The 23,281-nt window shown below is 70.4% G+C and carries 22 protein-coding genes and 1 pseudogene; 10 read left to right on the top strand and 13 right to left on the bottom strand.

Annotation, left to right across the window (positions count from 1 at the left end; translation table 11 throughout):
• Positions 1–4: 4 nt before the first annotated feature.
• Together MQN93_RS04370 and MQN93_RS04375 are read right to left on the bottom strand one after the other, a co-directional pair.
• Complete coding sequence (locus MQN93_RS04370) at positions 5–652, bottom strand: CoA transferase subunit B (protein ID WP_242708371.1); 648 nt, start codon at positions 650–652, stop codon at positions 5–7.
• Complete coding sequence (locus MQN93_RS04375) at positions 652–1,407, bottom strand: CoA transferase subunit A (protein ID WP_242708372.1); 756 nt, start codon at positions 1,405–1,407, stop codon at positions 652–654. The genes MQN93_RS04370 and MQN93_RS04375 overlap by 1 nt, the downstream gene beginning before the upstream one ends.
• 210 nt (positions 1,408–1,617) lie before the next feature.
• On the opposite strand from MQN93_RS04375, the gene MQN93_RS04380 reads away from it, so the two are divergent.
• On the top strand, positions 1,618–2,085 hold the full coding sequence (locus MQN93_RS04380) for a MarR family winged helix-turn-helix transcriptional regulator (protein ID WP_016431420.1): 468 nt from the start codon (positions 1,618–1,620) through the stop codon (positions 2,083–2,085).
• 50 nt (positions 2,086–2,135) lie between these two features.
• On the opposite strand, the gene MQN93_RS04385 is transcribed toward MQN93_RS04380, so the two are convergent.
• Complete coding sequence (locus MQN93_RS04385; RefSeq protein WP_242708520.1) at positions 2,136–3,122, bottom strand: DUF3048 domain-containing protein; 987 nt, start codon at positions 3,120–3,122, stop codon at positions 2,136–2,138.
• Between the two features lie 193 nt (positions 3,123–3,315).
• Between MQN93_RS04385 and MQN93_RS04390 the strand changes: the two genes are divergently transcribed.
• Complete coding sequence (locus MQN93_RS04390; protein WP_242708373.1) at positions 3,316–4,506, top strand: zinc-dependent alcohol dehydrogenase; 1,191 nt, start codon at positions 3,316–3,318, stop codon at positions 4,504–4,506.
• A gap of 43 nt (positions 4,507–4,549) precedes the next feature.
• Here the strand turns inward: MQN93_RS04390 and MQN93_RS04395 are convergent, their stop codons facing one another.
• On the bottom strand, positions 4,550–4,705 hold the full coding sequence (locus MQN93_RS04395; protein ID WP_242708374.1) for a hypothetical protein: 156 nt from the start codon (positions 4,703–4,705) through the stop codon (positions 4,550–4,552).
• Positions 4,706–4,766: 61 nt separating this feature from the next.
• A complete protein-coding gene (locus tag MQN93_RS04400) occupies positions 4,767–5,837 on the bottom strand; it encodes an ATP-dependent DNA ligase (protein WP_242708375.1) in 1,071 nt (356 codons plus the stop codon).
• A gap of 74 nt (positions 5,838–5,911) precedes the next feature.
• Between MQN93_RS04400 and ligD the strand changes: the two genes are divergently transcribed.
• Positions 5,912–6,964 (top strand): non-homologous end-joining DNA ligase, encoded by a 1,053-nt coding sequence (ligD, locus tag MQN93_RS04405; RefSeq protein WP_242708376.1) that lies wholly within the window; start codon positions 5,912–5,914, stop codon positions 6,962–6,964.
• Here the strand turns inward: ligD and MQN93_RS04410 are convergent.
• Together MQN93_RS04410 and MQN93_RS04415 are read right to left on the bottom strand one after the other, a co-directional pair.
• Positions 6,951–9,155, bottom strand: a complete 2,205-nt coding sequence (locus MQN93_RS04410) for an OmpL47-type beta-barrel domain-containing protein (RefSeq protein ID WP_242708377.1) — start codon at positions 9,153–9,155, stop codon at positions 6,951–6,953. The two genes, ligD and MQN93_RS04410, sit on opposite strands and share 14 nt — an antisense overlap.
• Complete coding sequence (locus MQN93_RS04415) at positions 9,155–11,641, bottom strand: ThuA domain-containing protein (RefSeq protein ID WP_242708378.1); 2,487 nt, start codon at positions 11,639–11,641, stop codon at positions 9,155–9,157. The genes MQN93_RS04410 and MQN93_RS04415 overlap by 1 nt, the downstream gene beginning before the upstream one ends.
• 188 nt (positions 11,642–11,829) lie before the next feature.
• On the opposite strand from MQN93_RS04415, the gene MQN93_RS04420 reads away from it, so the two are divergent.
• Entirely contained in the window at positions 11,830–12,777 is a 948-nt protein-coding gene (locus MQN93_RS04420; protein WP_242708379.1) for a multicopper oxidase domain-containing protein, read from the top strand.
• An 80-nt stretch (positions 12,778–12,857) separates the two neighbouring features.
• A complete protein-coding gene (locus tag MQN93_RS04425) occupies positions 12,858–13,895 on the top strand; it encodes a LacI family DNA-binding transcriptional regulator (protein WP_242708380.1) in 1,038 nt (345 codons plus the stop codon).
• Positions 13,896–13,949: 54 nt separating this feature from the next.
• Here the strand turns inward: MQN93_RS04425 and MQN93_RS04430 are convergent, their stop codons facing one another.
• Positions 13,950–14,735: a VOC family protein gene (locus tag MQN93_RS04430; RefSeq protein WP_242708381.1), complete on the bottom strand. Its 786-nt coding sequence runs from the start codon at positions 14,733–14,735 to the stop codon at positions 13,950–13,952.
• Between the two features lie 464 nt (positions 14,736–15,199).
• Here MQN93_RS04430 and MQN93_RS04435 point away from each other — a divergent pair, with 464 nt between their 5' ends.
• Complete coding sequence (locus MQN93_RS04435; protein WP_016431410.1) at positions 15,200–15,451, top strand: WhiB family transcriptional regulator; 252 nt, start codon at positions 15,200–15,202, stop codon at positions 15,449–15,451.
• A 51-nt stretch (positions 15,452–15,502) separates the two neighbouring features.
• Here the strand turns inward: MQN93_RS04435 and MQN93_RS04440 are convergent, their stop codons facing one another.
• From MQN93_RS04440 to MQN93_RS04450, 3 genes are all read right to left on the bottom strand, one after another.
• Positions 15,503–16,477: an acyl-ACP desaturase gene (locus MQN93_RS04440; RefSeq protein ID WP_242708382.1), complete on the bottom strand. Its 975-nt coding sequence runs from the start codon at positions 16,475–16,477 to the stop codon at positions 15,503–15,505.
• Between the two features lie 218 nt (positions 16,478–16,695).
• Positions 16,696–17,472, bottom strand: a complete 777-nt coding sequence (gene ddaH, locus MQN93_RS04445; RefSeq protein ID WP_037780089.1) for a dimethylargininase — start codon at positions 17,470–17,472, stop codon at positions 16,696–16,698.
• Between the two features lie 127 nt (positions 17,473–17,599).
• Positions 17,600–19,213: an ABC-F family ATP-binding cassette domain-containing protein gene (locus tag MQN93_RS04450; RefSeq protein ID WP_242708383.1), complete on the bottom strand. Its 1,614-nt coding sequence runs from the start codon at positions 19,211–19,213 to the stop codon at positions 17,600–17,602.
• Between the two features lie 367 nt (positions 19,214–19,580).
• On the opposite strand from MQN93_RS04450, the gene MQN93_RS04455 reads away from it, so the two are divergent.
• Positions 19,581–20,243, top strand: coding sequence for a GOLPH3/VPS74 family protein (locus MQN93_RS04455; RefSeq protein WP_242708384.1), 663 nt, complete (start codon positions 19,581–19,583; stop codon positions 20,241–20,243).
• Positions 20,244–20,483: 240 nt separating this feature from the next.
• Positions 20,484–20,555, top strand: a pseudogene (locus MQN93_RS04460) (isocitrate lyase/phosphoenolpyruvate mutase family protein); the annotation flags it as partial.
• Between the two features lie 137 nt (positions 20,556–20,692).
• Here MQN93_RS04460 and ssgD read toward each other — a convergent pair.
• Positions 20,693–21,109, bottom strand: a complete 417-nt coding sequence (ssgD, locus tag MQN93_RS04465) for a spore wall synthesis regulator SsgD (RefSeq protein WP_242708385.1) — start codon at positions 21,107–21,109, stop codon at positions 20,693–20,695.
• A gap of 292 nt (positions 21,110–21,401) precedes the next feature.
• Here ssgD and MQN93_RS04470 point away from each other — a divergent pair, with 292 nt between their 5' ends.
• Together MQN93_RS04470 and MQN93_RS04475 are read left to right on the top strand one after the other, a co-directional pair.
• Complete coding sequence (locus MQN93_RS04470; protein ID WP_242708386.1) at positions 21,402–22,538, top strand: WD40/YVTN/BNR-like repeat-containing protein; 1,137 nt, start codon at positions 21,402–21,404, stop codon at positions 22,536–22,538.
• A 74-nt stretch (positions 22,539–22,612) separates the two neighbouring features.
• On the top strand, positions 22,613–22,945 hold the full coding sequence (locus MQN93_RS04475) for a hypothetical protein (protein WP_016431403.1): 333 nt from the start codon (positions 22,613–22,615) through the stop codon (positions 22,943–22,945).
• A 10-nt stretch (positions 22,946–22,955) separates the two neighbouring features.
• On the opposite strand, the gene MQN93_RS04480 is transcribed toward MQN93_RS04475, so the two are convergent.
• Positions 22,956–23,252, bottom strand: coding sequence for a YciI family protein (locus tag MQN93_RS04480; protein ID WP_016431402.1), 297 nt, complete (start codon positions 23,250–23,252; stop codon positions 22,956–22,958).
• Between the last annotated feature and the right edge of the window lie 29 nt (positions 23,253–23,281).

The following is a 23,281-nucleotide window of genomic DNA, read 5'->3' on the forward strand; positions in this document are numbered from 1 at the left end:
TCGCTCATGAGTGGATCTCCTCCGGGATGCGCACCGTGGCGGCGGTCTTGGTGATGATCTCTTCGACGCTGACGGCGGGCGCGGTCTCCACCAGCACCAGCCCATCCGCGGTGACGTCCAGGACGGCGAGGTCGGTGATGATCCGGTCCACGCATGCCTTGCCGGTCAGCGGCAGCGCGCACTCGTCCAGGATCTTCGGGCTGCCGTCCTTCGCGGTGTGGGTCATCACCACGATCACCCGGCGGGCCCCGTGCACCAGATCCATCGCCCCGCCGATCCCGGTGACCAGCTTCCCCGGGATCGCCCAGTTCGCCAGGTCACCGGTGGCCGAGACCTGCATGGCGCCCAGCACCGCGACATCGATGTGCCCGCCGCGGATCATTGAGAAGGACAGCGCCGAGTCGAAGAACGAGGCGCCCGGCAGCACGGTGACGGTCTCCTTCCCGGCGTTGATCAGGTCCGGGTCGACCTGATCCTCGGCCGGATAGGGGCCGGTGCCCAGGATGCCGTTCTCCGACTCCAGCACCACCTCCACCCCGGCGGGCAGATAGTTCGGGATCAGCGTGGGCAGCCCGATGCCGAGGTTGACGTACTGCCCGTCGTGGAGTTCGCGCGCGGCCCGCGCGGCCATCTCCTGGCGTGTCCAGGCCATCAGCTGCTCACCGTCCGCTGCTCGATCTTCTTGTCCGTCGCCTGTGCGGGCGACAGGGCGACCACCCGCTGGACGAAGATGCCGGGCAGGTGCACCGCGTCCGGGTCGATCGCGCCGGGTTCGACCAGCTCCTCCACCTCGGCGATGGTCACCCGCCCGGCCATCGCGGCGAGGGGGTTGAAGTTCCGGGTGGCCTTGTTGAACACCAGGTTCCCGTGCCGGTCCCCGCGCGCGGCCCGTACGAGTGCGAAGTCGGTGCGGATGCCCCGCTCCAGCACGTACTCGATTCCGTCGAAGGCGCGGACCTCCTTGGGCGGTGAGGCCAGCGCCACCCCGCCGTCGCCGTCGTAGCGCCAGGGCAGGCCGCCGTCGGCGACCTGGGTGCCCACCCCGGCCGGCGTGTAGAAGGCCGGGATGCCCGCACCGCCCGCGCGCAGCCGTTCGGCGAGCGTGCCCTGCGGGATCAGCTCCACCTCCAGCTCCCCGGCCAGGTACTGCCGGGCGAACTCCTTGTTGGCGCCGATGTAGGAGCCGGTCACCCGGGCGATCCGGCCCGCCGCCAGCAGCACCGCGAGCCCCGTCTCCATCGCCCCGCAGTTGTTGGAGACCACCGACAGGCCCCCCACCCCCCGCTCGAACAGGGCCCCGATCAGCACGTTCGGCACCCCGCTCAGACCGAACCCGCCCACCGCCAATGACGCGCCCTCGGGCACATCCACCACCGCCTCAGCGGCAGTGGCGACCACCTTGTCCATCCGTGAAGCCCCATCCCGTCCGAGCGCCCGGTCCGCAATTAATCAGGGCACTGAGTATTTCGGTGAAGTTTCCTTCACGCTGCCACTGTCGCCGCGAGGCGTCAAGACCTCCGCGTAGTCCATGGTCAGAGTCCGATGCAGGGATGCAGACAGCCCGTACGGGCGCTGGGTATCGTCAGTACACCAACGAATTCGACCTCGGGAGCGCACATGGCCGCGGTGGACCTCACCACCCACCCCGGGCACCTGGCCCGGCGGCTGCAGCAGGCCCACTACCTGCTGTGGAACACGATGGTCTCCGAGGAGATCACCTCGCCGCAGTTCGCGGTCCTGAACGCGCTCGTCGCCGAGCCGGGCCTGGACCAGCGCACGGCGGGGGAGCGGGTGGGGCTCGACCGGTCCACGATCGCCGAGGTGATCAGCCGGCTCGGCAGGCGCGGGCTGGTGGACAAGGTGCGCGACCCGCAGGACGGCCGCCGTTTCCTGCTGCGCCCTACCGACGAGGGGGTGCGCACCCATCGCAAGCTGACCGTGCGCACGGCCCGGATGAACCAGGTCTTCCTGGCGCCGCTGACCGCCGCCGAGCAGACGGTGTTCTTCGACCTCATCCGCCGGGTCGCCGACGCGGCGGAGGGGCTCCGCAACCCCGCGGAACCCCTCGTGGCGCAAGGAGGATGAGCAGGCCGTACAGGTCATCAGGACCGTACAGGGCATGGAGACCGCACAGGTCATGAGGCCTGTGCCAGCACCACCCACACCTGGCCCTTGGCGAAGTTGACCGGCCTGCCGTCCTTCGTTGTGAACGACGTACCGTCCATGGCCGTCGCGCGCTTCCAGTTGACGTCGTGGACCCGTCCGTCGCGCAGGACGTCCGCCCGCCCCGATCCCACCGTCTCGGTGTACGGCGTGTAGTTGCCGAGGAAGTCGTGGAAGGCAGACTTGTGCACCTTCACGTACTGCACGACGACCGTCGCCGGTGCCACCCGCTTCCCGTCGGTCGTCACGGTGGGCGTTCCGTCCATCGCGACCAGATAGCGGTGCTGGGCGGGGGACCAGGTGAAGGTGAAGCGGGCGGCCGGGTAGCGGATCGTGCGCGACTTCTCGGCCTTGCCGCCGGCGGGTGCGGGGCCGTAGCGGAAGCCGGTGGTGAGCGCGGCCGGGCCGGGGGCCGACGGCATCAGGCGGGCGGGGCGCAGGTAGAGGTTGTGCGGGGCGGCCTTGGCGGTGCCGCGGAAGTAGGCCTTGGACGCCTTGCCCGGCGGCTCGGCCTGCACCGGGGCCTGGTCGATGAGCGGCAGCAGCCTGTGCTGTGCGCCGGAGAAGGCGAGCGTCGGTCGGTCGAACTGACGCAGCAGCTCCAGGTCCGACTCGCGGGCGCTGCGGACCGGCCCGACGACCTTCGGCAGCGTGGTCGCATACACCGCCATCAGCCGGCTCAGGCCGCCCTCGACCTGCTCCACGTAGACGATGTCCGCGGTGTCGAGCCCGGTCTGGGGGCGGGCCCCGGGCGCGTTGTCGATCTTCACGGCGAGTACGGAACCGGCGGCGTCGACGCTGTGGTGCGGGGCGGGGGTGTGCTGCCCCTCTGTGCGTCCGCGCTTGTCGTCGGACTGGCCGTGCCCTGCCGTGCAGCCCGCCGCCAGCGCGGCCGTCATCGTGGCGGCCAGCAGCGCCACCGTCGTCGAGGCGCGTCGAGGGCGCACCGTCCGTCTCATGCTCACGTGGCCACCACATCCCGTGTAGATGATTGTGCGTTTATACGTTCATTGGTGGCCATACCCGCTCGGTTCTGGTTGTGCGCGGTGAATACGCCCATTGGCCCTGATCCTGCTTCGGTCGGCGCACGCCCGGGTACCCGGGCGGGACCGCAGAACGGACCCATCGAAGCGACGGAGGGAGCGTCACACGATGAAGGCTGTGACCTGGCAGGGGAAGCGGGACGTACGGGTCGAGGAGGTACCGGATCCGAAGATCCAGGAGCCCACGGACGCCGTCATCCGCATCACGTCGTCGGGGCTGTGCGGCTCCGATCTTCATCTGTACGAAGTGCTCACACCGTTCATGACACCCGGCGACATCCTCGGACACGAGCCGATGGGCATCGTCGAGGAGGTCGGACCCGCGGTGCCGGACCTCGCGGTCGGTGACCGGGTCGTCGTGCCGTTCCAGATCGCCTGCGGCAACTGCTGGATGTGTCTGACGGGGCTGCCGACGCAGTGCGAGACCACCCAGGTCTCCGGCGAGGGCATGGGCGCGGCCCTGTTCGGCTACACCCGGCTGTACGGCGCCGTGCCGGGTGCGCAGGCCGAGTACCTGCGGGTGCCGCAGGCCCAGTACGGGCCGATCAAGGTTCCCGAGGGCCCGGCCGACGACCGTTTCGTCTACCTCTCCGACGTGCTGCCCACCGCCTGGCAGGCGGTCGAGTACGCAGGCATCCCGAAGGGCGGCAGCGTCGCCGTGCTCGGCCTCGGACCGATCGGGGACATGGCCTGCCGGGTCGCCCAGGTGCGCGGTGCGGGGCAGGTGTTCGGTGTGGACCTGGTGAGCGAGCGGCTGCGCCGGGCCCGTGCGCGGGGTGTGGACACGTACGACCTCAGGAGCTTCGACAACGACAAGGAACTCGTCGCCGCGATCCGCGACAAGACCGACGGCCGCGGACCCGACGCCGTGATCGACGCGGTGGGCACCGAGGCCCACGGCAGTGCGGCCGCCCGGCTGGCCCAGCAGGCCTCCGCGATGCTGCCGCGCAAGATCAGCGGACCGTTCGCCGAACGCTTCAGCATCGACCGGCTGGCCGCCCTGTACACCGCGATCGAACTGGTCCGCCGCGGCGGCACCATCTCGCTCAGCGGCGTCTACGGCGGAATGGCCGACCCGATCCCGCTGCTCACCCTGTTCGACAAGCAGATCCAGATGCGGATGGGCCAGGCCAACGTCCGCCGCTGGAGCGACGAGATCATCCCCTACCTCACCGACGAGGACCCCCTCGGCGTCGACGACTTCGCCACCCACCGCGTGCCGCTGACGGACGCCCCGCGCGCCTACGAGATGTTCCAGCAGAAGCGGGACGGCGCGGTGAAGGTGCTGATGACGCCCTGAGCCGGGTGGGCGGCGCGTGTCAGCCGGGTGAGCGGAGCGCGCGTCAGCCGGGCGAGCGGAGGATTTCGTCCAGGTCGTAGCGGACCGGCTTGTCGAGCTGGGCGTAAGTGCAGCGTTGTGGGATGGGGTGGGTGCGGTCGGCGGCGGGAACGGGCTGCGTGCCGACGGCCAACTCGGCGCGTCCGTCAGCGCCACCCACGTGACGCTCGCGGGCGCTCCGCGGGCGTGCGAAACGCCCTGCGCCGGCCCGGCAGGGCGCGTCAGTCGGGTGAGCGGAGGATTTCGTCCAGGTCGTAGCGCACCGGTTCGTCCAGTTGTGCGTAGGTGCAGCTCTGCGGGGTGCGGTCCGGGCGCCAGCGGCGGAAGCGGGCCGTGTGGCGAAAGCGGGCTCCGTTCTCCATGTGGTCGTAGGCCACTTCGGCCACCCGCTCGGGGCGCAGGGGCACCCAGGACAGGTCCTTCTTGCCCGACCAGCGGCTGGGCGCACCGGGCAGCCGGGCCGTCTCGTGCGCGGCCTCGTCGGCCCAGGCCGCCCACGGGTGCCCCGCCGCGTCCTCCATGCGCAGCGGCTCCAGCTCCTCGACCAGCTCGGCGCGCCGCTTCATCGCGAAGGCGGCGGACACCCCAACGTGCTGGAGGCGGCCATGGTCGTCGTAGAGGCCGAGGAGCAGCGAGCCCACGACCGGCCCGCTCTTGTGGAAGCGGTAGCCCGCGACCACGACGTCCGCCGTGCGCTCGTGCTTGATCTTGAACATGGCGCGCTGGTCCGGCAGATAGCGCAGGGTGAGCGGCTTGGCGATGACGCCGTCCAGGCCCGCCCCCTCGTACTGCTCGAACCAGCCCTGCGCCTCCTCGACATCGGTGGTCGCCGGCGCCAGATGGACGGGTGCGGTGACGCCCTGCAGCGCGCGGCTCAGCAGCGCCCGCCGGTCGGTCAGCTCCACGTCCAGCAGGGACTCGTCGGCAAGAGCCAGCAGATCGAAGGCGACGAAGGACGCCGGGGTCTTCTCGGCGAGCATCCGCACCCGGGAGTCGGCCGGGTGGATGCGCTCGGTGAGCGCGTCGAAGTCGAGCCGCCCCTCGCGGGCGATCACAATCTCGCCGTCGAGCACGCACCGCGTCGGCACCCGCTCCTTCAGCGCCTCCACCAGTTCGGGAAAATACCTGGTCAGCGGCTTGCCCGTACGGCTGCCCAGCTCGATCTCGGCCCCGTCGCGGAACACGATCGCCCGGAACCCGTCCCACTTCGCCTCGTACTGCATGCCCGGAGGGATCTTCGCCACCGACTTGGCGAGCATCGGCTTCACGGGCGGCATCACCGGGAGATCCATGGTTCCGATTCTGCTCGCATACGTCACTTGTCGCCCGGTATGCGAGGTTCGCGAGGTGCGCCTACCGTGGCCGCATGGGTGCAGCGGTGGAACTGGAGTCGGGTGGCCGCACGGTCCGGCTGTCCAGCCCGGACAAGATCTTCTTCCCGGAGCGCGGCTACACCAAGCTGGACCTCGCCCGCTACTACATCGCGGTCGGCCCCGGCATCCTGCGCGCCCTGCGCGACCGGCCCACCACCCTGGAGCGCTACCCGGAGGGGGTCACCGGCGAGTCCTTCTTCCAGAAGCGGGCGCCCAAGAACATGCCCGACTGGATCCCGACCGCCCACATCACCTTCCCCAGCGGACGCAGCGCCGACGAGATGTGCCCCACCGAACCGGCCGCCGTCCTGTGGGCCGCCCAGTACGGCACGCTCACCTTCCACCCCTGGCCGGTGCGCCGCGACGACGTCGACAGCCCCGACGAACTGCGCATCGACCTCGACCCGCAGCCCGGCACCGACTTCGACGACGCCGTCCACGCCGCCCATGAACTGCGCGCCGTCCTCGACGAGTTCGGCGGACTGCGCGGCTTCCCCAAGACCTCCGGCGGGCGCGGCCTGCACGTCTTCGTACCGATCGAACCGCGCTGGACCTTCACCCAGGTCCGGCGGGCCGCCATCGCGGTGGGCCGGGAGCTGGAACGCAGGATGCCGGACCATGTGACGATCAAGTGGTGGAAGGAGGAGCGGGGCGAACGCATCTTCGTCGACTACAACCAGACGGCGCGCGACCGCACCATCGCCTCCGCCTACTCCGTACGCCCCCGCCCGCACGCCCCCGTCTCGGCGCCGCTGCGCTGGGAGGAGGTGGGCGTCGCCCGACCTGAGGACTTCGACATCGTGACCATGCCCGCGCGCTACGCCGAACTCGGCGACGTGCACGCGGACATGGACGACACGCGCTACTCCCTGGAGACCCTGCTCGAACTCGCCCGGAAGGACGAGCACGACCACGGGCTGGGGGATCTGCCGTACCCGCCCGAGTATCCGAAGATGCCGGGGGAGCCCAAGCGGGTACAGCCGAGCCGGGCGAAGAAGGGGGCGCCCCCGGCGAAGGCGCCCCCGGGGGACGCTACAACTCCTTGATCCGGACGTCCCGGAAGGACACCACGTCCGACGTGCTGTGCACCTGCAGTCCGACATAGCCGGAGGCGAAGCGCCGTCCGTCCGTGCCCGGGTCGTCCGAGCGCGGCGGCTCGAAGACCTGGCCGCCGATGTTGTCGAACTCGTTGATCAGCACGCCGTTGCGGTAGACCGAGTAGTGCTGGCCGACCACGCGGATCTCGTAGTCGTTCCAGGTGCCCTTCTGCGTGACACCGGCACCCGCGAGCCCGACGCGGTCGAAGCCGTAGATCGAGCCCGTCTTGTACATGTCGCCGGAGGGCGAGTCGAACACCTGGATCTCGTGCCCGAACTTGATGGCGGCCCACTCCGGGCGCGGCTCCTCGGGGTGGTCGTGGATCCACGGGAAGCGCACGAACACACCGGAGTTGGCGTTGCCCGTGCCCGGAGCGTCGTCACGCCACTGCAGCTTCAGCGAGAAGTCGCCGTACTTGCGCTGCGGATACCACAGCATGCCCAGGCCGTCCTTGGTGGTGCCGCTGGTGATCGAGCCGTCCGCGTTGAGCGCGAACGAACCGCCGCCCACCTGCTCCCACTTGGCGAGGGACTCGGCGGTGCCGTCGAAGATCGTCCGGTAGCCCTGGGTCTGTCCGGGTTCACCGATCCCGGACTGGCGGGCGGCCTTCTGGATCGCCTTGACCTCGCGCCGGTCGACGACTCCTTCGTCGCGCAGCTTGTCGAGGACCGTCCTGACGTGCTTCAGGAACAGCGCGTGGGACGTCCACTCCTTCTCGTCCTCGATCAACTCGTTGATACGGCACCGGTTGTTGGTGACCCGGTTCGGCACACCCGTGTCGACCGTGCCGACGATGACGGTCAACCGCTCGTCGTACTCAGGGCAGTTGGGCGCGGGCACCCCGCCACCGGCCACCACCGTGAAGCTCGCGGTCCGCGACTCGGAGGTGTTGCCCGCCTTGTCGCTCGCCCGGTACGCCACGGTGTGGCTGCCGGTGCGGTCGACGGTCACGGCGGCGGTGTAGGCGAGGTACGGGCCGCCGTCGAGGGAGTACTCGATCCGGTCGACGCCCGAACCGCCCTCGTCCGCCGCGCTCACGGTGACCTTGGCGTTGCCGACGTACGCCCCGTCCGAGTTGCGCGTGCCGTCGACGCTGACACCCGTCACCGGCGGGGTGGTGTCCTGCGCGGGCGGCGAGACGACCGTGAACTCCACGCTCTTCTCGGCGGCCGTGTTGCCCGCCTTGTCGGTGGCCCGGTAGTGCACGGTGTGCGTGCCGACCTGATGCACCATCACGGGCGCGGTGTACGGCTGCCAGGCGCCGGAGTCGACCGCGTACTCGATGGTGTTGACCCCGGAGCCGGTGTCGGACGCGGTGACGGTGACCGTGGCCATGTCGAGGTAGTTCCCCTCGGCGTCCTTGTCCCCGCTGACCGTCGCCGAGGTGTCCGGCGGTGTCGTGTCGTCCGTCGGCGGTGCGACGACCGTGAACGACACGCTCTTCTCGGCCGCCGTGTTGCCCGCCTTGTCGGTGGCCCGGTAGCGGACCGTGTGGTCCCCGACCTGGTCGACCACGACCGGCGCGGTGTACGGCTGCCAGGCGCCGTCGTCCCCGATCGCGTACTCGATCTTGTCGACACCGGAGCCGCCCGTGTCGGTCGCCGTGATCGCCACGCTCGCCGAACCGACGTACTGGCCCTGCGAGTTCTGCGTGCCGTTCACGGCCGCCGAGGTCTCCGGCGCGGTGGTGTCCTCGCCGCCGCCCTCGGTCACCGTCAGGATGCCCTGCATCTGCCCGTGGCCGGGGATCGTGCAGTGGTAGAAGTACCGGCCCGGGGTGAGCGTCACCTCGGCGGTGTGCCGGCCGCCCTGGTCGTCGTTGGGGTTGGCGAGGATGTTCAGCTCGACGTCGCTGTTGAACTCCGGGTCCGAGGTCACGAACGTCAGCGTGTGCGGCATGCCCATCGTGTTGCCGGTGGCCACGCTGTTCTCGAAGACGATCGTCGCCTGGCCCGCCACCGCCGTGGTGGGCGCGGACGCGTACTTGGTGATGTCGTCACCCGCGGTCCAGGTCAGGACCTGCTCGGCGGCCGCCTCGGGTGCGGGTTGCGCACCGGCCGTCGTCGTCTGCAGGCCCAGCATCATCAGTACGGCGGCCAGCAGCGCCGTCAGGAGTCTTCGTTGCCGCAGTTGCCGCATCACTGCCCTCCCCTCGCCAGTTGATCGGCGGCCGGGGTCGGCCCGCCGCCGGTGTAAGTGACCCGCCACAGCGCCGACTTGGCGTCCGAGGTGAAGAAGCCGCGGCCGTAGTCGAGGACGTACAGCGCCCCGTCCGGGCCGAACTTCCAGTCCATGAGGTTCTTGATGCCGTCGTTGCCGATCGGCACGATCTTCTTCAACGACTCCGAGTGGACCGGCAGTCCGCCGTCCCCGTGGGTCTTGGGGTCGGTGAGCACCGCGTTGCGCGGCTGGTCGGCGTCGTAGAAGTCACCGACGAACCACTTGCCGTCCCAGTACGAGGGCCACTTGGTCTCGCTGGTGTTCGCCGGGTCGTAGCGGTAGACCGGCCCGTCCATCGCGGCCTGGCCGCCGCCCTTGAGCCAGGGCAGCAGATAGGTGGCCTCCTCCTGCTTGTACGAGGGGATGCCGTTCGCGTCGCGCGGGTAGTCCGGGGCGCCGCCCTGCGGCGAGTACCAGATGTTGTTCCCGGTCGCCGGCGGGAGGTTGACCAGGCCGTCGTTGTTCGGCGACTCGTTCTTCGGGTGGTCGCAGTCGTACCAGCCCAGCGGCTTGCTGGGGTCCGGCAGATTGCGGTCGCGGTAGGGCTGCTTGTTGCCCATGCAGTACGGCCAACCGCGGTTGCTCGCCTTGGTGATGACGGCGAACGTGTCGTACTTGGCCGGACCCCAGGTCGTCGACGGGGCGCCCGCGTCCGGGCCGACCCAGCCGGCGTAGAGGGTGTCCGTCTTCTTGTCGACGGAGATCCGCGCGGGGTTCCTGACCCCCATCACATAGATCTCGCCGCGCGTCTTGCCGCCGCCCTCGTCGGTCTCCTTGCCGGTGAAGAGATTGCCCTCGGGGAGCGTGTACGTCCCGTCCGGCTCCGGATGGATGCGCAGGATCTTGCCGTTGAGGTTGTTGGTGTTGCCGGCGGTGCGGCGCGCGTCCGCGAAGGAGACGCCCTTGTAGTTCGGCTGCGGATTGTTGCCGGAGTAACCGTCGCTGAATCCGCTGGAGTTGTTGTCGCCGGTCGCGATGTACAGGTTGCCCTTGGAGTCCCAGGCCATCCCGCCGCCCGCGTGGCAGCAACTGTGCACCTGCACCGGCCACTTGAGCAGCACCTTCTCGCTGCTCAGGTCCAGCTTGTTGGTGGCGAGGTCGAGCGTGAAGCGGGAGACGCGCCGCTCGGCCATCTGCGTGTCGCGGTTGAGCTGCGAGTGCGGCGTGTAGTGCAGATACACCCAGCCGTTCTGCTCGAAGCCCGGGTCCAGCTCGATGCCGAGCAGGCCCTCCTCGACCTTGACCAGCTCGTCGCCGCCGCCCTTGTTGCCGAAGATCGTCAACTCGCCCGCCAGCGTGACCTTCTTGGTCTTCGGGTCGTAGACATGGATCTGCCCCTTGCCCTTGCCGACGTCCGGGTTGTTCCAGTCGGTGATCACGGGCTGGGAGGCGTCCGCGCCGCCGCGGCCGATGTAGAGCACCCGCCCGTCGGGGGCGGTGACCAGGCCGTGCGGCTCGCCGATCTGGTCGTTCTGCCCCGGCTGGTTGGGCTGGGTGAGGCGCTCCGCCTTGTAGTTGGCGTCGATCGTCGCCTTGCAGTCCGCCTGCACCAGACGGGTCGTCCACAGCAGGGCGCCGCGCAGATGGTCGCGGAAGTCCGTCTCGTCGTACGAGGAGACCGTGCCGCCCATGCCGGTGTAGAAGGAGCGCCCGCCGTCGTAGTCACGGCACCAACTCACCGGGTGGTCCCAGCCGTTGGCACTGGCGCCCGGCTTGTACGTCGACTCGCGCACGCGTGCCACGGTGTGCACGTCGCCCGAGGGGTTCTCGACCCAGTTGAACCACTGGTCGGGCCGCTTCCACTGCAGCGGCAGGTCCTTGGTCGCCGGGTGCTGCCGGTCGCCGACCTCAACTACCGCGCGCTGCACGGCGGTCGGGCTGGAGGGGGCGGGCCGGGCGCCGACCAGACCGGTGAACCAGTCCGAGTACGGCTCGGCGCGCGCCGCGTCATGGATGCCGACGAAACCGCCGCCCGCCTCCATATAGGCCTCGAGGCCCGCCTCCTGCTCGGGATCGAGGACGTCGCCCCCGCCCGTCAGGAACACGATCGCGTTGTAGCGCCCCAGCTTCTTCTCATTGGTGAACACCGAGGCGTTGTCCGAGGCCTCGACCGTGAACCGCTGGTTCGCGGGCCCTGTCTGGCCGATCCGTTCGATCGCCTCGATACCGGCGTTCACGACCGGCGACTCGTCCCCGGCCGCGGCGGAACCGTAGAAGATCAGCACCCGTACATTCGCGCCGCCCGGAGGCGACTTGACGGACATCGTTGTCGAAGACGGTAGGGGGGCCGGGCCGGCGTGCGCGACCGGCCCCGACAGCAGTCCGGCACCCAGCACCCCCGCCGACACGGTCGCCACCCAGGTCCGTCTTCTCGCGCTTCTTGTGCTCAACCCTCGTAAGTGCATGGGCACCTCCTCGGTCACAGCAACAACGCCAAGGAAGCTAGACCCCTTTGCGTGACTCGCCAATACCTATGACCGCAATGGCACGAACTTTGTCCTGAGTGTGGATAAACGCTTCGGCGGCCTGTACCGTCTCACAGGTTCACCACAGCTTCGTCTCGCAAATTCCGTACCAGGGTGGGGAGTTCTGCATGGACAGACGTGGGTTCAACCGGCGGAGCATGCTCCTGGGCGGTGCGGCGGTGGCGACATCGTTGTCCCTCGCCCCGGAGTCGGCGAGCGCCTCGGGCCCGGCGAAGACCGCCCCGGCCGGCGGCGAGGTCAGACACATCAAGCTCTACGCCGAGAAGCTCGCCGACGGACAGATGGGCTACGGCTTCGAGAAGGGCAAGGCGACCATCCCCGGGCCGCTCATCGAACTCAACGAGGGCGACACGCTTCACATCGAGTTCGAGAACACCATGGACGTCGCGGCCAGCCTGCACGTCCACGGCCTGGACTACGAAGTCTCCAGCGACGGCACGAAGTTGAACAAGAGCGACGTCGAGCCCGGCGGCACCCGCACCTACACCTGGCGCACCCACAAGCCCGGCCGCAGGTCCGACGGCACCTGGCGCCCGGGCAGCGCGGGATACTGGCACTACCACGACCACGTGGTCGGCACCGAGCACGGCACGGGCGGCATCAGGAAGGGCCTGTACGGCCCGGTGGTCGTCCGCCGCAAGGGCGACATCCTGCCGGACGCGACCCACACGATCGTCTTCAACGACATGACGATCAACAACCGGCCCCCGCACACGGGACCCGACTTCGAGGCCACGGTCGGCGACCGCGTCGAGATCGTGATGATCACGCACGGCGAGTACTACCACACCTTCCACATGCACGGTCACCGCTGGGCGGACAACCGCACGGGCATGCTCACCGGCCCGGACGACCCCAGCCAGGTGATCGACAACAAGATCGTGGGCCCGGCGGACTCGTTCGGCTTCCAGGTGATCGCGGGCGAGGGCGTCGGGGCGGGCGCGTGGATGTACCACTGCCACGTCCAGAGCCACTCGGACATGGGGATGGCCGGGCTGTTCCTGGTGAAGAAGACGGACGGCACGATTCCGGGGTACGAGCCGCATCACCACTGACCGCGGCCCCTGTGAGCGCTCTCACCTCCCCGCCCGCCCGGAGTTATCCTGATCGGCACCCGCCGATGAGGAGCCCCGAAGTGACCGACACAGCGCCACGCCCCACGCTGGAGGCCGTGGCCGCCCGCGCGGGGGTGTCCAGGGCGACCGCCTCCCGGGTGGTCAACGGCGGGGACGGGGTGCGCGAGCCCCTGGTGGCCAGGGTCCGGCGCGCGGTGGAGGAACTGGGGTACGTGCCGAACCAGGCCGCGCGGAGCCTGGTGACCAAGCGGCACGACGCCGTCGCCGTGGTCATCGCCGAACCCGAGGCCCGCGTCTTCGCCGACCCCTTCTTCGCACTCCAACTGCGCGGCATCAGCAAGGAGTTGACGGCCCACGACAACCAGCTCGTGCTGCTGCTCATCGAGGGCCGCGACGACCACGCCCGCGTGGGCCGCTATCTCGCCGGCGGCCATGTCGACGGCGCTCTCGTCTTCTCCCTGCACCTCGACGACCCACTCCCCGGACTCATCCAGCACGCCGGGGTGCCGACCGTGTTCGGCGGCAGGCCCGGCTGGAGCGACGGCCACAGCGAAGCCCTCTACGTCGACTGCGACAACCGCGAAGGGGCCCGCGAGGCCGTACGCCACCTCACCGGCCTCGGCCGCACCCGCATCGCGCACATCACCGGCCCGCTCGACCAGACCTCCGCGGCGGACCGGCTCGACGGCTACCGGGACATGATGGCCGACGCCGATCCACGGCTGGTCGTCGAGAGCGACTTCACCCCGGCGGGCGGTGAGCGGGCGATGCGTGAGCTCCTCGAACGCCGGCCCGACCTGGACGCTGTGTTCGCCGCCAACGACCTCACCGCCGCAGGCGCCCTGCGGGTGCTGCGCGAGAGCGGACGGCGGGTGCCCGAGGACGTCGCCGTGATCGGCTTCGACGATGTGCTGCCGGTCGCCGAGCAGACCGATCCGCCGCTGACGACGGTCCGTCAGGACATCGAGGAGATGGGCCGGTTGATGGCCCGGCTGCTGCTGCGCCGGCTCGGGCACCGGGGCGTGGCCGAGGACGCCGAGGGCGCGCCGTCCAGCGTGGTGCTGCCGACGACACTGGTACGCCGCGCCTCCGCGTGAGCACTCCGCCCGCCGAGCCGGAAAGGTCCGGGGGTGCTGCTTCGACGACTGCTGCTAAGTCTGCTGCGGTGCGCTCTTGATGACGGCGAAGCGGGCGCCGTAGGGGTCGGTGAGCCTGGCGATGCGGCCGACGCCCTCGACGTCGGTGGCCGGGACGCGGACCTGCCCGCCGAGCCGCTGTGCCTCGGCGACCGTGGCATCGGTGTCGGTGACCTCGAAGTACGGCAGCCAGTACGCGCTGTCCTCCGCCGGGTCGTCGGCCAGGTCGACGACGCCGCCGAACATGGCGTCCTCACCGGCGCCCGCGGGGTTGAGGCAGGTGTACGTGCCGCCGGGGAAGGGCACCGCGGAGGTCTCCAGGCCCAGGGTCTCGTGGTAGAACCACGCGGCCGCCGGGATGTCCGGGGTGTACAGCTCGACCCAGCACAGGGCGCCCGTCTCGTTGGCCTTGTCGACACCCTTGGTCCGGCCCGGCTGCCAGATGCCGAACGACACGCCCGCCTTGTCGGCGAGGATCGCCATGTGGCCCTCGCCCATCACGTCCATGGGCTGCATGAGCACGCTGCCGTGCGCCTGCTCCGCGGCCTTCGCGGTGGCCTCGGCGTCCGCGCTCTGGAAGTACACCGTCCAGGAGGGCGGGCCCTGCTCGGGGGTGGTCTGCATGCCGCCGGCCACGGTCTTCCCGTCCAGCTGGAAGAAGCCGTAACCGCCGGCATCCGGGCCCGCCGACTGGAACCGCCAGCCGAAGAGACCGCCGTAGAAGGTGGTGGCGCCCTCGATGTCGGAGGTGCCGACATCGATCCAGTTCGGAGCGCCGTTGACGAAACGGGTGGTGAGCATCGTGCCCTCCTCGTAAGGGTCCCGTCCTGTGCACTGCTGAGTCTTGCACCGCCCACTGACAACCGCTGCCGGAGCGCTGCGGCGGGGTGTTGGCGGGGTCCGCCGGGGGAGCGACGGTCCGCCGGGGGCGCGGCGGCCCGACGGGAGCGCGGCGGGGTGGCGGGCGTGGCAGGGCACGGGCGCGGTGGGGCGGAGGGCGTGGCAGGGCACGGGCGCGGCGGGGCGGAGGGCGTGGCAGGGCACGGGCGCGGCGGGGCGGAGGGCGTGGCGGGGCACGGGCGCGGCGGGGGCCGTGGCGGTCACCGCGGGGCAAGGGCGCGGCCCGCACGGATTTCACACGCCCCCGCGCGCCGCCGTGCGCAGCCGGGTGCGGGCGCGCAACCATCGGGTGGCCGGGACCCCTGCACGGCGGCGTTGATCCCGCGTTGATCGAACGTTTTTCGCCGCACGGCACGCTCGGGCTCATGCACAACGACACGATCACCCCGGCCGACCCCGCCTGGCAGGCCCAGGCGCTGTGCGCGCAGACCGGGGCCGACTTCTTCTTCCCCGAGCCCGGCAGCTCGGTACGCGAGGCGAAGCGCATCTGCGGCATGTGCGAACTGCGCCCCGTCTGCCTCGACTACGCCCTGCGCAACGACGAGCGCTTCGGAGTGTGGGGCGGCCTGTCGGAGAAGGAGCGGATGGAGCTGAGGCGGCGCCAGAACAACCGGTGAGCCGGCCACGCGCGCGTGGCCGGCTCACCGCATCGGGAATCGGATGAGCCGTCAGGCTCCCGCCCGGGCCGCCATCCGGGCCTTGCGGGCGGCCAGTTTCTCGTCGAACTTCAGGGCCTCGGCGTCGAGGCCGCCCATGAAGAGGCCGAGTTCTTCCTGGGCCTTGAGGCCCTCGGGGCCGAGGTTGTCGATGTCGAGGACCTTCAGGAAGCGCAGGACGGGCTGGATGACGTCGTCGTGGTGGATGCGGAGGTTGTAGACCTCGCCGATCGCCATCTGGGCCGCGGCCCGCTCGAAGCCGGGGATGCCGTGGCCGGGCATGCGGAAGTTGACGACGACATCGCGCACGGCCTGCATGGTGAGGTCGGGGGCGAGTTCGAAGGCGGCCTTGAGCAGGTTGCGGTAGAAGACCATGTGCAGGTTCTCGTCGGTCGCGATGCGCGCCAGCATGCGGTCGCAGACCGGGTCGCCCGACTGGTGGCCGGTGTTGCGGTGCGAGATGCGGGTCGCGAGCTCCTGGAAGGCGACGTAGGCGACCGAGTGCAGCATCGAGTGGCGGTTGTCCGACTCGAAGCCCTCGCTCATGTGCGCCATCCGGAACTGCTCCAGCTTGTCCGGGTCCACCGCGCGCGAGGCGAGCAGATAGTCGCGCATCACGATGCCGTGCCGGCCCTCCTCCGCGGTCCAGCGGTGCACCCAGGTGCCCCAGGCGCCGTCGCGGCCGAAGAGGGAGGCGATCTCGTGGTGGTAACTGGGGAGGTTGTCCTCGGTCAGCAGGTTCACCACCAGCGCGGTGCGGCCGATCTCGCTGACCTTGGACTGCTCCTTGCCCCAGGCCTCGCCGTCCTCGAAGAGGCCGGGGAAGTTACGGGCGTCCGACCACGGCACGTACTCGTGCGGCATCCAGTCCTTGGCGACCTTCAGATGCCGGTTGAGTTCGTTCTCGACCACTTCCTCCAGGGCGTACAGCAGCCGGGCGTCGGTCCAGACGGCGGGACTACCGAGGTGCGGGGAAGTGATCGTCACGGAAACTCCAGGGGGACGGGCGGCAGAACGGAAAGGGTCCGGCGAGCGGTGCCGGGAACCTACGGGATCGTAGGCTACGAAACCGTAGGTTACGAGACCGTAAGTTAAGAGGGGCGTAAAGAGCCCTGATCAGATGCCGTGCCCATGGCATGCGGGAGCATGCCAAAAGCCTCAAGGACTTGCAGGTCCCGGGGCTGAAGGAGTGAAACGATCGCCCGTCAGGCGTAGAGGTCCCGCAGCCGGACCGAGAGGCATGTCACACAACCCTCGAGCTTCTCGAACTCGCTGATGTCCACCACGACCGGCTCGAAGCCGAGATCCGCGAGCAGGTCCGCCGACTTCGGCGCGCTCGCCGCCATCAGCAGCTTCTCGCCGCCGAGCAGCACCACATGGGCACCGCTCTCCTCGGGCACCGACAGGAAGCGCGGGAACAGCGAGGGCCGGTCCACCTTCGGGATGTGCCCGACGACCGTCCCGTCGGGCAGCGCCGTGACGGCCGACTTCAGATGCAGCACCTTGCTCACCGGTACGGCGACGATCCGCGCCCCCAGGGGCTCGAAGGCGGCCCGCAGCTGCTGGACGCCGGCGGCGTTCGTGCGCCCGCCCCGGCCGACGTAGATGGTGTCGTCGATCTTCAGTACGTCGCCGCCGTCCAGGGTGCCCGGCTCCCAGATCCAGTTCACCGAGCAGCCCAGGCGCGCCACGGCCTCCTCGACGCCGACCGTCTCCTCGCGCCGGGACGTGGCGCCGGGCCGGGTGATCAGCGCGACGTTCTTGTACATGACGACCGTGTCCTCGACGAACACCGAGTCCGGGCAGTCGTCCTCCGGGGCCACCTCCACGGTCTCCCAGCCGTGCGCCTGCAGGGCCTCGACGTACGCCTCCCACTGCTCCACCGCAAGATCGGTATCGACCTTCTCCCGCTCGATGTGCGTCACCAGGCCTTCGGCCAGGCGGGGGCTGGGGCGGCGGACGAGGGCCTTCTTGCTGGGCACGACGGGACTCCGTAACGGCGGGACTGTGGACCGGGCCCCGTGATACAGGGCCCGGTCCGCCATCATGCAGGGCGGATGTGCGCGGGCAAAACCCCTCGTTGCCAGGCTGTGCCCCTCCTGCAATGCGCTATCCGACCTCCTCCGGCGCGGTCTCCTGCAGCTCGCCGTCCAGCAGGAGCCAGCGGGCGATGCCGATCGACTCCAGGAACGGCAGATCGTGGCTGGCCACGATCAGCGCCCCTTCGTACGACTCCAGGGCCGACGTCAGCTGCCGCACGCTCGCCATGTCGAGGTTGTTGGTCGGCTCGTCGAGCATCAGCAGCTGCGGGGCCGGCTCGGCCAGCATCAGCGCCGCGAGAGCGGCCCGGAAGCGTTCGCCGCCGGACAGCGTGGCCGCCTTCTGGTCGGCACGGGCGCCCCGGAACAGGAAGCGGGCCAGACGCGCCCGTACCCGGTTGTTGGTGGCGCCCGGCGCGAACCGGGCCACGTTCTCCGCCACGGACAACTCGTCGTCGAGCACGTCGAGCCGCTGCGGCAGAAAACGGAGCGGCACGTGCGCGTGCACCTCGCCCGACACCGGCTCCAGCTCACCGGCGATGGTCCGCAGCAGCGTCGTCTTGCCCGCGCCGTTGCGCCCGATCAGCGCGACCCGCTCGGGACCGCGCAGGTCGAGCCCGCCGGCCACGCGCGCGCCGTACGCCAGCTCCAGGTCCATCAGCGTGAGCACGCCACGGCCCGCCGGGACGGCCGTGAACGGCAGGTCGACGCGGATCTCGTCGTCGTCCCGCACGGCGTCCACCGCGTCGTCGAGCCGCTCCTTCGCCTCCGTGAGTCGCTCCTCGTGCATGATGCGGTGCTTGCCCGCGGACTCCTGTGCCGCGCGCTTGCGCGCCCCCATGACGATCTTCGGCTCGCGCTTCTGGTCCCACATCTTCTGTCCGTACCGCTTGCGGCGGGCCAGCTTGACCTGGGCGTCGGCCAGTTCGCGCTTCTGCTTGCGGTAGTCGGCCTCGGCGGCGCGGACCATCCGCTCGGCCGCCTCCTGCTCGGTCGCGAGCGCCTGTTCGTACGCGGAGAAATTGCCTCCGTACCAGGTGACCTCCCCGGAGCGCAGATCCGCGATCTGGTCGACGAGGTCCAGGAGTTCGCGGTCGTGGCTGACCACGACCAGTACGCCGGGGTAGGCGGACACGGCCGCGTACAGCCGTCTGCGTGCGTACAGGTCGAGGTTGTTGGTCGGCTCGTCCAGGAGCAGGACGTCCGGGCGGCGCAGCAGCAGTGCGGCAAGCCGCAGCAGCACCGACTCGCCGCCCGAGACCTCGCCGATGGTGCGGTCCAACTCGATGTGGCCGAGCCCGAGTTCGCCGAGTGTGGCGAGGGCTCGTTCCTCCACGTCCCAGTCGTCGCCGACCGTCTCGAAGTGCTCCTCGGTCACGTCGCCCGCCTCGATGGCGTGCAGCGCGGCCCGCTGGGCGGCGATGCCGAGCGCCTCGTCGACCCTCAGCCGGGTGTCGAGTGTGACGTTCTGCGGGAGACGGCCGACCTCGCCCGTGATCCGCACGGTGCCGTCGGCCGGGGTGAGTTCGCCCGCGATCAGCTTCAACAGGGTCGATTTCCCCGATCCGTTGACGCCGACGAGCCCGGTTCTGCCGGGGCCGAAGGCGACGTCGAGGCCCTCGAAGACGGGGGTGCCGTCGGGCCAGGTGAAGGACAGGGACGTACAGGTGATGGAACTAGACATACAGGACCTCGCGGTTGCGTGATGCGGTCAGGGGCAAACGCGTATCGAGACACCGCGGGACTGCGGGCGCAGAGAGGAGTCCTGGAGAGGAGAGTCCCGGAGTGGAGAAGGGGCCTTAAGGACGCCTTGGGGACGCCCTTGGGGATGAAAAAGGGCCTGCTCCGCCGGGGACGGCTCGACTGCCGAGGTCACACTCTGCGCACACACCTCAAGGGGTGTGACGCGGTGTCTCAGGACCTCAGAGGAGCAACGTCCTTCTCCGATCGACGGCAACAGAACCGCTGTACACCGTACGAGCGGCTCCGGGAGCTGTCAACGCATTAACGAATTACCGTGATCCTCGACGACGCCGCACCAAGGAGACCTCGTGCCCCACGGTTCGCTCTCGATCCCGGCCCGGCTCTGCCTCCTCGCCTGGGACCCCACCGGCGCCGAGGCCGCGGACGCCGCGCATCTGGTACGGGCCGGCGCCCTCGCCGAACTGGCCCGACGCGGTCTGCTCACCGACGAGGACGGCATCGCCACACCCGTCGACATGGACTCCCTCGCCGGCGACGCCCCTCTGGACGGCCTACTGGAACTGGTCCGCGAGTCCCGTCCACACCCCTGGCGGGCGTGGGTGCTCCTCCACGCACGCGTGACGGCGGACGCCGTAAGGGAACAGCTGACGGCGGAGGGTTGGCTGCGGGCGGAGAAGAGGCGGGTTCTCGGCGTCTTCCCGAGCGTGGAGCACGTCCTGGAGCGCGCGGACGCAGTGGAGACACTGCGGGAGGAGGCGCGGCAGGTGTGGGAGGGGGTGGCGCAGGTGTCGGGGGCGTCGGGGGCGGATGCCGCTGTTGTGGCCCTGGCGGTGGCGGGTGGGGTGCGTGGCGTGGTCGGGGATGGGGGCCGTGAGGGGCGGAGGGTGCGGTACAGGGCGCGCGTCGAGGAATTCGTGGGGCTCAGCGGGGAGAGCTGGGTGCTGGGTGAGCTGGTCGCTGCTCTCGGATCGGAGCTTCGGGTTTCCGGCGCCGACCGCCCCGGGCGCTGACCAGGCATGACAACCAAAGAGACGCTACGCGCGCGTGCCGGGCGCTCGGTGTTGCGGACGGCGATCGGCTGGATAGTGCCGCTGCCGACGCGCTCGGGGTGCCGTTGTTCGTGAACGTGCGGATCGACACGTTCCTCAGGGGCGCCGGGGGGTGGACCTCACCCTGGAGAGGGCGGCCGCGTGCCCGGAGTCGTCGACCCGGGGGTCGTCAAGGTCCTCGTCGACGGGATCGAGAAGCCGGTGAACGTGATGGCGGGGCCCGGCGCTCCACCGGTCGCCGAGCCGGCCGCGCTCGGTGTCGCCCGGGTGGGCGCCGGCTCGGGCATCGCGCAGGCCGCCCACGCACTGGTCCGGCGCGCCGCAGGGGAGCTGCTGGGCACGGGGACGTACGACTCGCTGACGGGCGGGCTCGACTACGGCGAGCTCAATACGCTCATGGGCGGGAGCCGTCAGGCGGCGTCGCGCATCAGTTCCGCGAGGTCGTGGTCCAGGTCCAGCTGCAGATGCTCAAGGCCCACGGGCACGAGCGCGTTCGTCGCGGCGAGGAACCCGCGGATCTCCTCCGAGCGGACATGCACGATGGCCGTGCCCTCGGGGGCGTGGAACTCCAGCACGGTCCGGTCGTAGCCGTAGGGCCGCACCCGGACGTCGCCGTCGCCCACGGCCTCCTCCTGGCCGTCCATGAGGAGTTCGCGCGAGAAGGTCCAGCAGACCTCCACGCCCTCCAGGGTGGCCGGCGCGGGGAAGGTCATTCGGACTGCGAACGGGTCGCTGCGGTCGTAGTGCAGGGTTGCCGGAATGCTCGGCATGCGTGGCGCGGCGGCCACGAGGCGGGCCTCCACGGGCTGCTCGATGACGGTGGACAACGTCTTGCTCCCTTGTGACGTCTGGGCGGACTGGTGGGCGGACAGGACCGGGCACTGCTAGAGACGCCGGAACCAGCCAATCCGTGCACCCCAAATCCGAGTGACCTCCGTCACCGCGTTCATTCACAGGAGTGACGAGGTCTACTTCTCGTGTGCCGATGGGCACGTGGGACCCGCCCCCAGGTGCCCATGGGACCACCCCCGTGGGCACATGAGCCGTGTCCCGACCGGCACTTGGGACGGTGACGGGCCGTCTGGACGGTGCCCGGGCGGTGGACTAGTTTCGCCCGCCATGAGGCGCTTGGGGAGCACGCGACGCGTGAGACGTACGTTCTGCACGGTGGCAGCAGGGGCGGTGTGCTCGATGGCGCTCGCCGCCCCGACCGCCGTACCCGCACAGGCCGCACCGTCACAGGCCGCACCCGCACAAGGGCAGGAGCACGGGGTGCACAAGGCACCGCACTGGGAGCTCACGGACACCGGTGCGGCCGACGTTCGCTTCCGCGCACTGTCGGCCGTCAGCCGTCACACCGCCTGGGTGGCCGGAACCAAGGGCACCGTCCTGCGCACCACGGACGGCGGTACGAACTGGCGAGACGTCTCGCCGCCGGGCGCCGACGCCCTGGAGTTCCGGGACATCGAGGCCTTCGACGCACGGCGCGCCGTGGTGCTGGCGATCGGTGAGGGCGAGGCGTCCCGCGTCTACCGCACCGACGACGGCGGCGTGACCTGGACGGAGTCCTTCCGCAACACCGACGCCAAGGCCTTCTACGACTGCCTGACCTTCTTCGACCACCGCCACGGCCTCGCGATGAGCGACCCCGTGGACGGCAGGTTCCGCATCCTGTCCACCAGCGACGGCGGCAACTCCTGGAAGGTGCTCCCCGACGCCGGCATGCCGCCCGCCCAGGAAGGCGAGGCGGGCTTCGCGGCGAGCGGCCAGTGCCTCGTCGCCTCCGGCCCCTCGGACGTCTGGCTGGCCACCGGCGGCGCCGCACGCGCGCGCGTGCTGCACTCCCGCGACCGCGGGCACACCTGGACGGCGACCGACACCCCGATCCCGGCGGGCGACCCGGCCAAGGGCGTCTTCGCGCTCGCCTTCCGCGACCGTACCCACGGCCTCGCGGTCGGCGGCGACTACCGCCCCGACCAGTCCTCACCGCAGGCCGCCGCACGCACCGCCGACGGCGGCCGCACCTGGCAGCCCGCCGCCCAGCCGCCGCCCGCCTACCGTTCCGGCGCCGCCTGGCTCCCGCACAGCCGTACCGCCGCCCTCGCGGTCGGCCCGACCGGCACCGATCTGACCACGGACGGCGGCCGCACCTGGCGGACGGTCGACACCGGCTCGTACGACACCGTGGACTGCACCGCCGACCTCGGCTGCTGGGCCGCGGGGCAGCAGGGGCGGGTGGCACGTCTGGAGAAGTGAGGCACAAGAGGGCCGGAATGCGGGTACTCGATCGCGGACATCGGCAGTCGCGACTGCGAAGGGAGCGAGCGATCATGCCCGCAGGCTCGAGCTCCAAGAGGGAGCGCCAGTACGAGCACATCAAGAAGAGCGCCCAGGACCGGGGCGAGAGCACCGGACGCGCCGAGGAGATCGCGGCCCGGACGGTCAACAAGGAGCGCGCCCGGTCCGGCGAGTCGAAGACCGCCAGCCGCACGTCGACCCAGGACATGTCGTCCGGCGAGCGGGGCGGCAAGCGCTCGGGCCGGGGCTCCGGCGGCCCGACCCGCGACCAGCTCTACAACGAGGCCAAGCAGCGCGGCATCGAAGGGCGCTCGTCGATGAACAAGGGGCAGCTGCAGCGCGCGCTGAACGCGAAGAAGGGCTGAGCCGAGGCGCTCAGCCGGCCGGCTGCCGGTGGCGCTCCAGCTCCGGAGCCGTCTTCGTGGCGCGGAACTCCGTGACGCGGTAGGTGCACACACCGGCGACGTTGAAGGGATCGCCCGCGACGATCTCCTCGATGCGGGCCCGGTTCTCCGCGACGGCGAGGATCACCCCGCCGTCACGGGGCTCCTTGCGCCCCGACGCCAGGAAGACGCCCTTGCCGTACTGCTCGTCCAGCCACGCCACATGCTCCGGCAGCAGGGCGTCCACGGCGTCGAGCGGGGCGGTGTAGGTCAGCTCCAGTACGAACATGATCGCGAGCCTACGCCGCCCTCCTGGGG

Source organism: Streptomyces spinosisporus (genome assembly GCF_022698145.1).
Classification (GTDB): domain Bacteria; phylum Actinomycetota; class Actinomycetes; order Streptomycetales; family Streptomycetaceae; genus Streptomyces; species Streptomyces spinosisporus.